The organism is Flavobacterium arabinosi (genome assembly GCF_048158725.1).
GTDB lineage: Bacteria > Bacteroidota > Bacteroidia > Flavobacteriales > Flavobacteriaceae > Flavobacterium > Flavobacterium arabinosi.
The window spans coordinates 96718-112209 of the sequence record NZ_JBLNKX010000001.1 but is presented as its reverse complement, the minus strand read 5'-3'; the positions used below and the strand labels follow the sequence as shown (position 1 = coordinate 112209).

10 protein-coding genes are annotated in these 15492 nt (G+C 36.8%); 5 read left to right on the top strand and 5 right to left on the bottom strand.

Annotated elements, in window-relative coordinates:
• Window positions 1-3: 3 nt before the first annotated feature.
• From nuoL to ACM55K_RS00415, 4 genes are all read left to right on the top strand, one after another.
• The gene (nuoL, locus tag ACM55K_RS00430) at window positions 4-1899 is read left to right on the top strand and encodes an NADH-quinone oxidoreductase subunit L (RefSeq protein ID WP_416848266.1); all 1896 of its coding nucleotides are present in this window, start codon (window positions 4-6) and stop codon (window positions 1897-1899) included.
• Window positions 1900-1908: 9 nt separating this feature from the next.
• Window positions 1909-3351 (top strand): complex I subunit 4 family protein, encoded by a 1443-nt coding sequence (locus ACM55K_RS00425; RefSeq protein WP_416848265.1) that lies wholly within the window; start codon window positions 1909-1911, stop codon window positions 3349-3351.
• Between the two features lie 12 nt (window positions 3352-3363).
• Window positions 3364-4734 (top strand): NADH-quinone oxidoreductase subunit N, encoded by a 1371-nt coding sequence (locus ACM55K_RS00420; RefSeq protein WP_416848264.1) that lies wholly within the window; start codon window positions 3364-3366, stop codon window positions 4732-4734.
• A 203-nt stretch (window positions 4735-4937) separates the two neighbouring features.
• Window positions 4938-5654, top strand: coding sequence for a DsbA family oxidoreductase (locus tag ACM55K_RS00415; protein ID WP_416848263.1), 717 nt, complete (start codon window positions 4938-4940; stop codon window positions 5652-5654).
• Window positions 5655-5736: 82 nt separating this feature from the next.
• Here ACM55K_RS00415 and ACM55K_RS00410 read toward each other — a convergent pair whose 3' ends face one another.
• Both ACM55K_RS00410 and ACM55K_RS00405 read right to left on the bottom strand, forming a co-directional pair.
• Window positions 5737-6444 carry a hypothetical protein gene (locus ACM55K_RS00410; protein WP_416848262.1) on the bottom strand — a complete coding sequence of 236 codons (708 nt, stop codon included), beginning with the start codon at window positions 6442-6444 and terminating at the stop codon, window positions 5737-5739.
• 440 nt (window positions 6445-6884) lie between these two features.
• A complete protein-coding gene (locus ACM55K_RS00405) occupies window positions 6885-7481 on the bottom strand; it encodes a hypothetical protein (RefSeq protein WP_416848261.1) in 597 nt (198 codons plus the stop codon).
• A 191-nt stretch (window positions 7482-7672) separates the two neighbouring features.
• Between ACM55K_RS00405 and ACM55K_RS00400 the strand changes: the two genes are divergently transcribed.
• Window positions 7673-8545, top strand: a complete 873-nt coding sequence (locus tag ACM55K_RS00400; RefSeq protein WP_416848260.1) for an AraC family transcriptional regulator — start codon at window positions 7673-7675, stop codon at window positions 8543-8545.
• A gap of 151 nt (window positions 8546-8696) precedes the next feature.
• Here the strand turns inward: ACM55K_RS00400 and ACM55K_RS00395 are convergent, their stop codons facing one another.
• From ACM55K_RS00395 to ACM55K_RS00385, 3 genes are all read right to left on the bottom strand, one after another.
• Window positions 8697-10418 (bottom strand): GH39 family glycosyl hydrolase, encoded by a 1722-nt coding sequence (locus ACM55K_RS00395; protein ID WP_416848259.1) that lies wholly within the window; start codon window positions 10416-10418, stop codon window positions 8697-8699.
• A 68-nt stretch (window positions 10419-10486) separates the two neighbouring features.
• The gene (locus tag ACM55K_RS00390) at window positions 10487-12859 is read right to left on the bottom strand and encodes a beta-L-arabinofuranosidase domain-containing protein (RefSeq protein ID WP_416848258.1); all 2373 of its coding nucleotides are present in this window, start codon (window positions 12857-12859) and stop codon (window positions 10487-10489) included.
• 11 nt (window positions 12860-12870) lie between these two features.
• Window positions 12871-15492: an alpha-L-arabinofuranosidase C-terminal domain-containing protein gene (locus ACM55K_RS00385; protein ID WP_416848257.1), complete on the bottom strand. Its 2622-nt coding sequence runs from the start codon at window positions 15490-15492 to the stop codon at window positions 12871-12873.

The window sequence follows — 15492 nt, the reverse complement described above, 5'->3', positions numbered from 1 at the left end:
GAAATGAATACCAATATAGCTTTAGTTTTAGTTCTTGCTCCTTTTTTAGGATTTTTAATCAATGTTTTCTTTGGAAAAAGTCTGGGAAAACCGCTTTCTGGAATAATTGGAACCGGTTCTGTTGTGGTTTCTTTTATTGCGACCGCTTATTTTTTCAGTGGAATTTCAGCGCAATCGGAGGGAATTCATATTTCACTTTTTGACTGGATTCAAATCAGTAATTTCAAGGTTGATTTCGGATTTCAATTAGACCAATTATCAATTTTATGGTTGCTTTTCGTAACCGGGATTGGATCTTTGATTCATTTATATTCTATCAGTTACATGCACGATGATGAAAATATGCACAAGTTCTTTGCATATTTGAATCTGTTTATATTCTTCATGATCACTTTAGTAATAGGAAGTAACTTATTAGTAATGTTCATCGGATGGGAAGGCGTAGGTCTTTGTTCTTATTTGCTGATTGGATTTTGGCATAAAAACCAAGATTTTAATGATGCAGCTAAGAAAGCATTCATCATGAACCGAATTGGAGATTTAGGTTTGTTAGTTGGGATTTTCATTCTTGGAAGCTTATTCTCCACATTGGATTTTGCTACATTAAAAACGGCTATTGCTACGGCTACAAATTTAAATAGCTATTGGATTGGTGTTGCCGCTTTTGCTCTATTCATTGGAGCTTGTGGGAAATCAGCACAAATACCATTATACACTTGGTTGCCGGATGCGATGGCTGGACCAACACCGGTTTCGGCATTGATTCACGCTGCGACAATGGTTACTGCAGGTATTTTTATGATAACTAGATTAAATTTTTTATACAGTCTTGATTTGCCAAGTATGCATTTGGTAAATGATATTATTGCGATTGTTGGAGCAGTTACTGCTTTAGTGGCCGCAACAATTGGTTTGGTTCAAAATGATATTAAGAAAGTATTGGCCTATTCAACTGTTTCTCAATTGGGATTAATGTTCTTGGCTTTAGGTTTAGGGGCTTATGAAGTAGCTGTTTTCCACGTAATCACACATGCTTTTTTCAAAGCTTGTTTGTTCTTGGGTTCAGGTTCTGTAATTCACGCTTTACACGGAGAACAAGACATGCGTAAAATGGGTGGATTGAAAAAAGCGATGCCAATTACTTTTATCACCATGTTAATAGCTTCCTTAGCGATTTCCGGAGTTCCATTATTTTCAGGGTTTTTCTCTAAAGATGAAATATTATTAGTGGCATTCGAACATACAATTCCATTATGGGTTGTTGCTTCGGTTGCGTCTATAATGACTGCTTTTTATATGTTCAGGTTGATGTTTTTAACTTTCTTCCAAGAATTTAGAGGTACTGAGGAGCAAAAGCATCATTTACATGAAAGTCCTTCTTTGATTACTTTTCCTTTAATTGTTTTAGCAATATTGGCAACAATAGGTGGGTTAATCAGTTTGCCAGGAAATAGTTGGTTGAATGGGTATTTAACTCCTATTCTACCGGAATTATTGAATGCTGAGCACCATTTAGGAACTACCGAATACATGTTGATGGCTATTGCGGTTGTGGGCGGATTAGTTGGAATTGGTTTGGCTTATGCCAAATACATTAAACAAAATACAGTTCCGACAGTAGATACGGAAATCACAGGGTTTTCTAAAGTGCTTTACAATAAATATTATGTTGATGAATTTTATGATGCTATTTTTGTTAAACCAATTAATGTCTTGTCTCGTTTTTTCAGAGATAATGTTGAAACGGCTTTATCAGCTTTAGTTTTTGGATTCGGAAAAGTAACTAACGAAATAAGTTATCAAGGAAAAAAAATACAAAATGGAAGTATTGGACTTTATCTTTTCGTTTTCGTATTAGGGCTTTGTGCCATTGTTTCCTATTTATTTTTAGCTCAATAATCTTATACTATGAATGTATCTCTAATATTAATTATACTTTTAGTTGGTGCGTTTGCAACTTTCCTTGCAGGCGATAAACTAGCTTCAAAAGTAGCTTTGTTCTTTGGGTTAGCTGCTGCAGGCTGTTCTGTTGTATTACTAAATCACTATAATTTAGGTGAAAATATCAGTTTCATCAAACAGTGGATTACAAAACCTAATATTTATTTTGCCTTAAAAGCGGACGGACTTTCGTTAGCAATGCTTTTATTGACTACAGTTTTGACTCCAATTATTATTTTCTCTTCTTTTGGAAATGAATATAAAAATTCAAAATCATTTTATGCGTTAATCTTGTTTATGTCATTTGCAATGGCAGGAACATTCTTAGCATCAGACGGTCTTTTATATTATATATTCTGGGAGTTATCATTAATTCCTATTTACTTCATTGCATTAATATGGGGTAACGGAGACACAGAAGAACGTAAAAAAGCAGTAGTTAAATTCTTTATCTACACACTTGCAGGTTCATTATTTATGCTAGTGGCTTTTGTTTATATATATCAAAAAGCAGGTAGTCTTTTATTGGAAGATTTATACAAATTGAATTTGTCGGCAACCGAGCAATTGTGGATATTCCTGGCTTTCTTCTTGGCGTATGCCATTAAGATTCCATTGATTCCTTTCCACACTTGGCAGGCTAGCGTATATCAAAAGGCACCAACTGTTGGGACGATGCTTTTGTCGGGTATTATGCTAAAAATGGGATTGTACAGCGTTATCCGTTGGCAATTACCGCTAGCACCACTTGCTGCTAAAGAATACATGTTTATATTTATTGGACTTGGACTTGCAGGTGTAATTTACGGTTCAATTGTAGCCTTGAGACAAAAAGACTTGAAGAAATTATTAGCGTACTCTTCTTTGGCGCACGTAGGATTAATAGCAGCGGGAACCTACACGTTGACATTAGATGGACTGCGTGGGGCAGTTTTGCAAATGATAGCGCACGGTTTTGTGGTTGTTGGATTGTTTTTTGTAGCTGAGATTATTTTCAGAAGATATCAGACAAGAGCAATTACTGAAATGGGAGGGATTCGTGCTCAAACACCAAAATTCACCTCCATGTTTTTAATTTTGGTTTTGGCTTCTGTAGCATTGCCAACTACTTTTAACTTTGTTGGAGAATTCACTGTTTTATACAGTCTTTCACAAATAAATATTTGGTTTGCCATTTTAGGAGGATCAACTATAATTTTAGGAGCGTATTATATGTTGAAAATGTTTCAACACGCTATGTTAGGCGAAACCAATTCAAAACTTTTTGCTGATGTAACGATCAATGAAGGAATAACTTTGGTAATTGTAATTGCTGTCCTATTCTTTTTTGGAATGTATCCAAAACCAATCATTGATTTGATCACACCAAGTCTGGAAGAAATTTTAACTCAATTAAACCGAATTAACTAAGTCAAATAAAAAATGAATACATTAATAGCTATAATAGGATTAGGTGTTTTATGCCTTTTATTTGAAATTTTTAATTTAAGGAAAGCCATTGTTCCAATAACGATTATTGGATTATTGGCGGTTCTGGGTTTAACCATATCTGAATTTAATTCTACACAGAGTTACTATAACAATATGATTATTGTTAGTAAATTTTCAACTGTGTTTTCTTCTTTGTTTATTGTGCTTACTATTTTTTTAGTGGCTTTAGGACATAATTTTTATGAAAATCATCAATCTAAAATTTCTGATTTTATTGCCATAAAAGTGTTTTTATTGGCGGGAGCAGTGGCGATGGTTTCTTTTGGGAACTTAGCGATGTTCTTTTTGGGAATCGAAGTGTTATCCATATCACTTTATATTCTTGCGGCAAGTGACCGTATGAATTTAAAAAGTAACGAAGCGGGAATGAAGTATTTCTTAATGGGATCTTTTGCTTCGGGAATCATTCTTTTTGGTATCTGTTTAATTTACGGAGCGATGGGAAGTTTTGACGTTACTGAAATCAGTGAATTATCACAATCGGCTGAATTGCCAATTTGGTTTCCAATTGGAATTGTATTGTTAACGATTGGTATGTTATTCAAAGTTGCTGCAGTTCCTTTTCATTTTTGGGCACCGGATGTTTACGAAGGTTCTCCTGCATTGACAACTGCATTGATGAGCACTTTGGCAAAAGTAGTTGCTATGGCGACTTTATACAAATTGCTTTACGTTATGAATGCTGATATTTCAGAGTCATTCAAAATTATTGTGGTGGTGATTTCTATGGCTTCCATGACTGTTGGTAATATTATGGCATTAAGACAAACAAACGTGAAACGTATGTTGGCTTTTTCAGGGATTTCCCATGCTGGATTCATGTTGATGACTTTATTGAGTTTGTCCACTTCAGCAGGTAGTCTGTTGTATTATGCATCAGCGTATTCTTTATCAGGAATCGCAGCTTTTAGTGTGATTTTATATGTTTGTAAAAATAGAGATAACGAAGATGTCGTTAATTTTCACGGTTTAGGAAAAACAAATCCTTTGTTAGCTGCGATTCTTACAGCTGCTTTACTTTCAATGGCTGGTATTCCAATTTTCGCTGGATTTTTCGCAAAGTTGGTTTTATTTAATCAAACTATTCAAGCAGGTTATTTGGCTTTAGTAATCGTTGCAGTTGTGAATTCTATTATAAGCGTTGGGTACTACTTCAAATTGATTTTGGCGATGTATACCAAAGAGCCAAATGAAGAAAGAAAAGGAACTCCGATTATTATTTATGCCGTTGCCGTTATAGCGATTGTCTTGAATATAGCATTAGGTTTGTTTCCGTCTTTTGTTTTGGATTTATTGGGATAAGCCAAAGCTTTAAAAATATACAAAAACCATCAAGAGCAATTTTGATGGTTTTTTGGTTTCAAGAGTTTCCTGTTTCTTTGATTGTGATAAATATTTACTATTCGGGGATCTATAATAAAATCCTAAAATGCAAAAAGCTCAAAACCGAATTGATTAATTTTGCCTTATAGAATCAATTTTGAATTTCAATTAAATAGATGAAGATGGAAAATAAATTAAAAATACAAATCTGGTCGGATATCATGTGTCCGTTTTGTTATATAGGAAAAAGAAGGATTGAAGAAGCTTTACAGCTTTTTGAGTATAAAGATGCTGTTGCCATTGAATGGAAAAGCTTTCAACTAGACGCTGGTTTTATTGCTTCTCCGGATGATACTATGGTGGAACATTTAGCAGAAAAATACAGAAAAGATACGGATTGGGCTCAAAATATGCTCGATAACATGACTCAAAATGCAAAGACGGCAGGATTGGATTTCCATTTTGAAAAAGCAGTTCTGGCGAATTCATGGAATGCACATCGTCTGTTGCATTTGGCTAAAAAGTACAATCTGGCAAATGATTTAGAAGAATTACTATTCAAAGCGTATTTGACCGAAGGTAAGAACGTCAACGATTTAAATACATTAGCCGAATTGGGGCTTGAAGTTGGACTAGAAGCGGAAGAAATTAAACAAGTGTTATATTCTGATGCTTTTGCATATGAAGTACAGGAAGATATTGCATCGGCAAATTCAATTGGTGTGCAAGGTGTTCCCTTTTTTGTTTTCGATAGTAAATATGCAATTTCCGGAGCGCAACCCGCAGCAGCTTTTTTACAAACATTAGAAAAAGTATGGGAAGAAGGTAAATTTGAATCTAAAGTAACTTTGTTGAATACAACAACCGAGAATAGTTGCGACATCAATGGTTGTGACTAAAATGGAGAATAGCTTTAAACAAAAGTCCCGTTGATACGAATACCAACGGGACTTTTTTAACTAACCATTTTAAACAAACTAATTATCTTTTATCTACTCTAATATCTAAACTTCCCGTTACTCTAGTGTCTTTCTGGTTTTTTGCACCATCATTTTTATAGTAGTATTGATCCTGATCATTTGAATTTTGATTGTTTCCATAATCACGATTGTTATTATAATCGTTATTTTGATTATTTCTATAATCACGATCATTATTGTCATAGTTATTTTGGCTGTATTCATTCGCTCTACGTCCATTCACACTTCCAACAATATCAACAATTTGACCACGACGGTTGTAGATAATTTGCAATCCACCTACTTGTTCTAAGGCATAACGGTTGTACGTCATGTATACTGAACCAACTCGTTTAATTCTATTATTTGAATCATAGTTGATAAATACATTTCCAATACGTCTTACTTTACCAGAATTATCATGTTCCACTTTTACACCGTAATTTTGGTTTCTAAAATTTGTGGGCGTACCATACGTTTTATTTACAGCACTTGTTCTTTTTGATTTGTAATACATATCGCTACCATTTGATGGGCGTGTATTGAAATCAAATTGTCCGTCAGGAAATACAAAAAATTCGATTCCTCTTTCGGTGAACACAATTGGTTCCGCATTTCTAAAATCAACAGGTGATCTTCTCTCAATAGAGAAATTCGTTTTTTCTGTTGCATTCGCTACACCACCTCCAATAAGAAAGATACTAGCTACTAAAAGGGTAATTTTTTTCATAATCAATATAATTTGGGTTTTGCCTACTCTCGAGCTTTTCGGCTTACGCTTTTTTACTTATTTGATTAGGTATATCCAAGTAGCGTGCCAGAAATTATAATCTTGATTACGTGTTTTAGGCTATTGTTTGATTTTTTAATTTTAAACACATGAAAGTCAATACTTTAAAATTTAAAAATGAAGTGATAATAATTTATTCAAGAGCGGTGATTCAGTGTTTTTTTTATTGCAATTCCTTTGTTAGGATTTTTTTTATTGCCCTTTTCCGGAATAGAACAGTCAAAATTAGTTGCTACTTCAACGGTAATAACTAAAACTAGATGCTTTTTTTTCAAATAGTTGTCAAATTACCTTGATGAATATTTTAGCTTCATTAGTTTTGAAACAAAAAAAAGGCTATCCCAAAAGACAGCCTCCTCAATTAGACATTTATTTAATGATTATTTGGCATCAACTGTTTCGACAAAAGTTTTTCCATTAGAAGTTATTACAAACGTATATCTGTCTCCTAGCGTCTTACTTACGTCAAATATTTTACCCACATTCAATTCAGAAGGCAAGGTTTCATTATATAACTCGGTATCATTTGAGCTATAAATTTTAACGGTAACAGGAGTTTTGTCTAAGTTTAGTATATTAAGTGTTACTATTCCGTTTTTGTTTACCAAAACTGGTTTGTAAACTTCAGAAATGGCATCAGCAGATAATTTGGCTACTTTACCAACAACCTCAATTTTATACTTTGAGATTTTAAGGTCACTTTCCGCTTGTAAGTAATATACTCCGTCAGGGAAAGCTGTCAAATCGTATGTTCTGTTAATGTTATCGTCAGACGTAACATTCTCTTGGTAAATTAAATTGTCACTGGTGTCATAAATCGACAAGTCGATTTTCTTGGTCTCTCTTAAAGTAAAACTTACAGTCTTTCCTTCTTCTTTTTTTAAATCTAATGAGAAATTAGCGTTCCCTGCATGTGCTTCTACGGTAGTTAATGCTGCTGCGGCTAGCATTAAACTAAATTTTACAATCTTTTTCATAATAGTAAATGTTTTAGATTTATAATTGATTATTTATCTGATGCTAAATTATTCTAACAGATTCATTAAGAATAGTACAGGATTTTCTAATATATGTGCTATTTTATCTTTTACGAAATCGATAAAGGTTAAAAAAAGGTATAGTATTCGCATTTTAGGTATTTTTACATTAATTCTAAAATTCATGGAACATGAGACCTATACTGCCCAACTTGGAAATCATTACGCCTTCTTTTGGAAGTTCATTTTTTTTCTCTAATTATGAAGAAAATGCTAACAATAATGCGAATCACTGGCATTATCATCCTGAAATCGAATTGGTCTATATTAATGGAGGATCTGGAAAACGACAAGTAGGAAGTCATATCTCCTATTATAATGACGGGGATTTGATATTAATAGGAAGCAATTTACCGCATTGCGGATTTACGAATGAAGAAACGGGGAACAAAAAAGAAACGGTTATACAAATGAAGCCTGACTTTCTTGGAAATGACTTTTTTGATATTTCCGAAATGAAAAATATTAGAAATTTATTTAACCAAGCCAAATCAGGGATTTCATTTTTGGGAGAAACTAAGAAAGCAATAGGTACTAAAATTGAAGCAATGGAGGAACAGTCTCAATTAGAGCGGTTATTAAGTATGTTGTCAATTTTAAATGAACTCGAACAATCCAAAGAAAGTATTGTTTTAAATGCAAAAGGCTTCTCTATGGAAATGCAGATGCAAGATAATGACCGTATCAATGCTGTTTTTAATTATGTAAAAGATAATTTTCAGGAGCATATTGCTCTCGAAGAAGTGGCTGTATTGGTTAGTATGACTGTGCCTTCTTTTTGTCGGTATTTTAAAAAAATAGCCAATAAAACATTTACGAAGTTTGTAAATGATTACCGTTTGGTTCATGCATCTAAGTTATTAGCCGAAAAACCGATAAGTATTACTGAAATATGTTACGAAAGTGGATTCAATAATTTCAGTTATTTCAATAAATCGTTCAAAGAGTTTACAGGTAAAAGTGCTTCAGAATACCGTCAGGAACTTAGATCAGTGCTTAAGTAATGTGATTTTTTAGCGGTAATAGTTGTTGGGGTAGGATCTTTAAAAATTACAATACCCCAGATAATGTGGGGCATTGTAAATAAATAATCAAATAAGACCGATAGATGATCATGAATTACAGTTCAAACGACGCAAATGTCAACTGGATAGCTTACCAGTCTAGTTTCAAAAGCGATACCGCTTGTCTGGGCAAAACGATATCAACTACCAAACTGCCTGCTTTCACGTCTAGTTTTTGTGGATTTCCAACGGTTTCTAATTGGCCGGCTTTTTCGAGTGTTATTATTTGCGCAGTCGTAGGGTTTTGTGGTGAGCCCATTTTTTTCCAAACCTCGTATGAATTACTGTGTTGGCTATCGATGGTGTAGTGGGTGAGTGTTACTTTTCTGGCTTTAATACCACTGATGCTTACCCTAACTGGTTCTGCAGCTCCCAATTGGTCGAGGTCGTGGTAGTTCCACAACATGATGCCGGCTGTTTTTCTATCAACACTCGCAAGTGCACCTATTTCAGACTGCTCACCACGTACGCTGTTCTCGACAATGGATTCCAATGGCGTCATCCGGTCGCTTTGCACAGTTACGCGTTTACCGCTCATTTTTCCGAACATACGGAATACATTCAGTACCGGCTTGTCTACCCCATTTGTAGCTAAATCACGGAAGCCATAGAACCAGGGCTGGTTTTCGAATTCGAACGACCAAGAAACAGCACCCAGGAAATTGACATTATATTTATCGGCCAAAAGATATTTTCTGGCAAACGATGCAGCGGTATAACTACTGTACATAGTTCCGTTACGGTAAGCATTTTGCGGGTTAGTAGCCATGCCACATGCTGCACATCCTTCGGGATCGCTTTCCCCAATGATGATAGGTAGATTCTTAACTTCCGGATAAGATGATGCAATCCTAAATCCGGTAGAAATATCCTTTAATTGCGGCGACATATCCATACGTACTACGCCATCTATTAGTTTTGGGTTTCCTTTTGCATGAAAAAGAAAAGCATCCAGAGGTGCCCCTTTTTTGCCCGTTGCGTAATTAGTACCGCTGATGCAATGCTGCAAAAAAGCGTTCGTCCACTTTTGGGAGTTCTCGCTCCTTGTACCGGCGATATTAAGACCTCCTATCTTAGCTGTTGGAAGTGCTCTTTTCACGGCATCTGCTGAATAATCGTATAGTTTAAAGTATTCGTCCATAGTGCCTTTCCAGTAGCCGTTAGGTTCATTCCACACTTCCCAATACCAACTTTCTACCTCCTTTTTGCCATAACGTTCCACACTATGTTTTACCCATTGGTACACCAGTTCTCCCCATTTATTGTAGTCTTTTGGCGGATAAGCCCAGCCCGTCAGAATATCGCTGTAAGGATCGCCTGGTTTCCAGGAATGTTTATAGGGCTCCGGATGTGTACTCAGTGCCTGCGGCATAAATCCAATCTGGGCAAGTGGTTTCATACCGCGCTTGATATAGGTATCAAAAATGCTGTCGATAATACGCCAGTTGTATATTGGGTTGCCCTTGGCGTCCTCCGTATAAGCATTCGTGCTCCCCCATTTAAGAGCGGCAACGCCATCCCCGCTTACCAACAAACTGTGCGCCCGAACATATACCGGCGTAGGCGAAAGTGCTGCGAGTTCGGTTAGTAGCTTCTTGCCATCTTTCATGTATGTATAATTCGGTTCATCGTACCCGAACCATGCCCACATTGGATACATGTCACCGACTGGTTTGTCCAGCATTATTTTTACTTCGACGGGTTTCTCTGTAGTTTGCGAAAAAGCATTTATACAGTTAAATAGAAATGGGACTACAAAGGCAAGTACTGCCACTTTACTTTTTACGATCATTTTATTTTCTTTGTTAATCATTTGGTCTCAATTTGAATTACATTAATAGTATAGGTATCAAAACTTTATTATGGAGTTGGGCAGTTGTTCTATTTTAATATCCGAACCTCGTAAATACCGGTAATGGTCGAATTGGGTTTTGCTTTAAATTGTACTTGCAAAATTTTAGGTTTAGCATTCAGGATTGCAGCAGGAAGTTCAATTATCTTATCTATGAATTGATTTCCTTCTGTTCCATCCATATTCATCGATGCTACCAAAATAGCATTAACATAAACATCAAAATTTCTATTTTTGTCGGCTCCAAAATAGGTGATGCGCAATTTATGGGCTTGTAAAAGTGGATTTTTCAAATCATAACTGAACGAACCTTGCCCGTTTCGGTAATGACGTTCTTTAAAAATTCCGGTATCTGTTTTTTCTCCTTTGAAATTATGGTCGGATTCTGGTTGTTGTTCTCCTGCTGTAACTACATCAACGGTAATTGCCTCTAATTTCATTTGCGATTCCTCTCGTTCTTTCATCGCTCTTTGTATTTCTGGCAATTTTTCTTTGGTCGTATAAGGCCAATATAACATATATCTGGCATCGTGAATCTGGAAGAACGGAACGAGTTGCAGGTTCTTGTATTTTTCCTGATAAATAAGATCCGAAGCGCTGAAAGTAAACGGTTTGTTGGCTACGGCTTTCAATGAAGCGGCTAAATCAGTGCTGTTGGAAACAAGCAAAGGTGCATCTTCTATAGGGTAAATAGGTCCATTGGCAATATGTCCCATACGACTGTCATCTGCATGAAGGCCGACTAAATCTGTTGTGTCTGTTACTGCAGCAAGTACAATAGGACCGTGTACAAAAGAAACCCAGGCTGATTTATCCGGAAGTTGCTCGGTTTTATTTTGCATTGGCAGAATTATCGAAATCACGTCACCTGTTTTCCATTTTCGTGCAATCGAAATGTATGAATTTTGGTCTTTTGTAATGCTTATTTCTTGGTTGTTGACCGTAATTTTCATTTTGCCGTTTTCTACCCAGGATGGATAACGGAACTTAATCGCAAACTGCTGTGATTTTTTCAACGTTAGCGTGATGGACGATTGTTCTTCAAACGGGAATTTGGTGTTTTGCGTAAGCGTAATTCCTTTCTCTTTCCAATTTAGGGTAGAAGGAATAAAAAGGTTCACATAGAGATTTTGCTTGTCGTGCGCATAAATGAGTTCCCCATATTTTCCGTGATTTTCTAAACCAGAACCTACACAACACCAAAAAGATTGTTGGGATTCTGAATAAACTCGGTAATGACGAGGTCGGATAGGGGTGAAATACACAAAACCACCATCAGGATGCTGTGACGACAAGATATGGTTGTAGGTCGTGCGTTCGTAATAATCCATATATTTTGAAGAAGGATTGGCAAGAAATAAATGCTTACTCAATTTAAGCATATTATAGCTGTTGCATGTTTCAGGCCCTTCTCTGGATTCCAGCATAGAGGAAAAATCGGTGGCGAGATTAAAATGTTCTCTAACGCTGTTTCCTCCAATAGAAATGGTGCGGTTATTTACCACCGTATTCCAAAAAAAGTTAGCGGCATTTGTCCATTCTTTATCACCCGAAACTTCGGCAACACGCATAAAACCTATTACTTTAGGAATCTGGGTATTCGCATGAAGTCCGTTTAAGGCATCTGTATTGTTCAAAAGTGGATCAAGAATTGCTTTGTGGGAGAATTTTCGAGCCAAAACCAAATATTTTTTATCGCCCGTGATAGCTGCAACATCGGCAAAAATTTCATTCATTCCGCCGTGTTCGCTTTTTAATAGCAACTGTATTTGATTATCCGAAAGGTTTGCAACCAATTTTAAACACCAATCCGAAAGTTGGATGAGCATTTTTTTAGCTTTTTCATTTCCAGTCAAAGTGTAAGCATCCACCAATCCGGCATATACTTTATGGATGTTATACCACGGTACCCATTTATTATTCAACGAAAAACTTCCGGCGTCAATTTTTCCTTTGGCAATCTCCTCCCATAAGGCTTTGCTTCCGGGAACACCTCCAATGTATCCGTTTCCATTTTTCTGCTGACATTTTTCGAGACCGTTGATCATATAATCGAGTCTTTCCTTTATTTGCTGATTTCCAGTTGCGGCATACATCTCTGACAAAGCCGAAAGATAGTGTCCGCCAATATGACCATCAAGACCGGTATTTTCCCAATTAGGATAATTTATTGCCTTGGATTCCAATCCAGCCTCTTTGAAATAAGGAGCCAAAAGTCTATCTGCATCAAGGGCCAAAATATATTTCATGTCGGTTTCTTGAGCTGCTTTAAAAGGACTCTCCAGTAAACGAACCGAGAATAACGGAAAACTTTGAAGTTGAGACGACTGTCCGTAAACAAAAGCTGTTGAAACCAGTACAAGTCCGAGCCAAAATGATTTTTTAATACTATTTGGTATCATCTTTTTGAATTTTATTTATTTAAGCCAACAGTTTTAATGCGATATACGGTGAATGAGTATGCCGGTAATTCAGCATTCATCAACTCTGAAACAGGACGAGTGGAAACTATCGGTTTCGCTTTTTTGTCGCTTGGATCACCTTTCAATACGGTTTTTAGAGCCTCGTTGCTTCCTAGATTGCCATTTTTCAAGTCAACGGATGCAGTAACGGCAACAGGTAGGAGGTTGACCAGTTTTACGATTATGTCGTTACTTTTAGTGTCCTGAACGACAGATATGGCGATACGGGTTTTTACATTTTCCTGATTGTTGGAAAGGCTAATCTCGCTCGGGATATAGTGGTCACCAGCGTTTTCGCCATAGAGTTTCTGTACTTCATAGCCTACCGTTGGTCTCACTTCCGTATTGTTGAAATAAATCAGATTGGGATTCCATTGCGTATGTTTGTCTTTTGCCAATAAGGGCGCATAAGAAGTCATGCTGACTACATCTCCATTGCGTTCCAAAGAAGTTAAATATAAGGCTTCTGCCAAGGCTGTTTCGATATTATTGGGTTTTCCAGGCAAGTGAGCGGCATATTCGCCAAGATATACTTTGGGTTTTGTACGGTCATATTGATCATAATAATCCTGATTATAGATGAACCAGCCTGGAGATTGATAGTAGTGTTCGTCAACCATTGGCACACCCAATTTTGAAGCGATATCCCAGCCTTCTTGATAATCAGTGCCTTCAAAGGATGGACCTACGGTTCCAATGACCGTTATTTCAGGGTGCTTTTCCTTCATTGCTTTGAAGATCATCGTAAAACGTTCTTCAAAAATATCGGTGATAAGATCTTCATTGCCAATGCCAACATATTTCAGGTTAAAAGGTTTCGGATGTCCAGCTTCGGCACGTCTTTTACCCCATTTGGTCGTTATATCCCCATTAGCATATTCGACCAAATCCAAAATGTCTTGCACGTAATTTTCCATATCGCACATAGGAACTCCGCCTTGTTGCCCAGCACCTCCTGTTGACGAGTTTTGACAAGGGACACCGGCAGCTATGACCGGTAATGGTTCAGCTCCCGCATCTTCGCAAAATTGGAAATATTCGAAATACCCTAAACCAACTGTTTGATGGTATCCCCAAAGGTTGCGCATTGGTTTTCGTGTTTCGAGCGGGCCAATGGTGTTTTTCCAATTATAAATGTTTGCTATTCCGTCGCCGTGCGCAACACAGCCTCCGGGAAAACGCATAAATTTAGGTTTTAAGTCCGCCAATGTTTGGGCCAAGTCTCCACGTAATCCATTTTTATGTCCTTTAAACGTTTTTTGCGGGAAAAGCGAAATCAGGTCTAAGTCCAATGAGCCCGTCATTTGTGGAATGATTTCCAGACTGGCATCGGCTATGGTTATTTTTGCAGTAAGAGTTGCATTGTGTTTTTTCCAAACTGTGGCAATTGTTTGGGTTGATGTTTCTGCTACGATTTCACCATTTTTACTCACCAAGCGTATAAGAAGTTTTGCTGATTTGGCATCAGTAGCACGGGCAAATACTGAAAAATCATATTTTTCGCCCGCTTTTACTGCAATGCCATCAAAACCTTCATTTGCCAATGCCACTCCCGTTTTTTTAATTGCAAGTTTTGCGTAATGTTTGTTGTTGGGATGGATTGGGTTTATCGAATCAATAGTATAACTGGCGGTTTCGCCTTTCAAACTCCATGCTTTGGTGCTGTTCCAAGTGGCATCTCGGCCTTTCGTGTCGCTTATAGTATATTCAAAATCCCTATTTTGAACCAGTTCAGCGTATAGACCACCATCGGCAGCGTAATTGATGTCTTCAAAAAAGATTCCCAACAAGGTGTTACTGATTTTTTTGCTTTTTGTTACGTCCAAAGTGAACTTCGCTTCTACAGGTTTTAAGTCGGCAAAACGTTCTGTGTCGGTTTTTGTGGTTTCTGACCAAAGTTGGGTTTTATAAGCCGATAATTGTTGGGTTTTAATCAAGCCATCAACAACACTCCAAGCCACTTTATTGATGGACCCAGTTTCTTGTTTTCCAGCGATAAGGATAGTGCTGCGGGAGTTTTTGTATTCTGTTACCGGGATGTTTTTGGTTTCCGAATATTTTTTAAAATCTTTGGTTGTCGTGCACCAAGCTTTGGTTTCGGTTTGATCTTTACTTAACCATGAAATCGTGTATTCGCTTTTTTCTTTGGTGTAAGTAACTTCGGGTGTCCAGCAGTTTTTGTCGGTCATAACAACAGGATAAGACTGACGACCCCAATAAAGAAGGTCTTTTGACGAAGCGTGGGCAAAAGTTCCGTCCTTTTCATTCAAACTCCAAAGGCAATGCCACAGTCCATCAGCCCCAGGAAATAATAGAGGTGAAACCATTCTTTTTTCCGATCCCCATCTTCCATAATCGGAATGGATATAATGGTATTCCGGCCCTATGGGATGCCAATTGATTTTATCGATACTCCAAGCAAAATGGAGTCCGTCGAAACTTTTTCCTGAAGTGTAGGAGAATATATAGGCTGAATCTGGATTATTACCATAAGTAGACAAAGTAGAAAAACATACAAGCAGCAATCCTAAAAAGTGCTTTTTTTGCTTTTGAAATTTGAAAATATTTATCAT

Excerpts from the sequence above, each read along its gene's own strand:
- ACM55K_RS00410 (WP_416848262.1), bottom strand. The coding sequence starts at position 6,444 with ATGAAAAAAATTACCCTTTTAGTAGCTAGTATCTTTCTTATTGGAGGT.
- ACM55K_RS00395 (WP_416848259.1), bottom strand. The coding sequence starts at position 10,418 with ATGATTAACAAAGAAAATAAAATGATCGTAAAAAGTAAAGTGGCAGTA.
- ACM55K_RS00405 (WP_416848261.1), bottom strand. The coding sequence starts at position 7,481 with ATGAAAAAGATTGTAAAATTTAGTTTAATGCTAGCCGCAGCAGCATTA.
- nuoL (WP_416848266.1), top strand. The coding sequence starts at position 4 with ATGAATACCAATATAGCTTTAGTTTTAGTTCTTGCTCCTTTTTTAGGA.
- ACM55K_RS00415 (WP_416848263.1), top strand. The coding sequence starts at position 4,938 with ATGGAAAATAAATTAAAAATACAAATCTGGTCGGATATCATGTGTCCG.
- ACM55K_RS00400 (WP_416848260.1), top strand. The coding sequence starts at position 7,673 with ATGAGACCTATACTGCCCAACTTGGAAATCATTACGCCTTCTTTTGGA.
- ACM55K_RS00425 (WP_416848265.1), top strand. The coding sequence starts at position 1,909 with ATGAATGTATCTCTAATATTAATTATACTTTTAGTTGGTGCGTTTGCA.
- ACM55K_RS00420 (WP_416848264.1), top strand. The coding sequence starts at position 3,364 with ATGAATACATTAATAGCTATAATAGGATTAGGTGTTTTATGCCTTTTA.
- ACM55K_RS00385 (WP_416848257.1), bottom strand. The coding sequence starts at position 15,492 with ATGATAAATATTTTCAAATTTCAAAAGCAAAAAAAGCACTTTTTAGGA.
- ACM55K_RS00390 (WP_416848258.1), bottom strand. The coding sequence starts at position 12,859 with ATGATACCAAATAGTATTAAAAAATCATTTTGGCTCGGACTTGTACTG.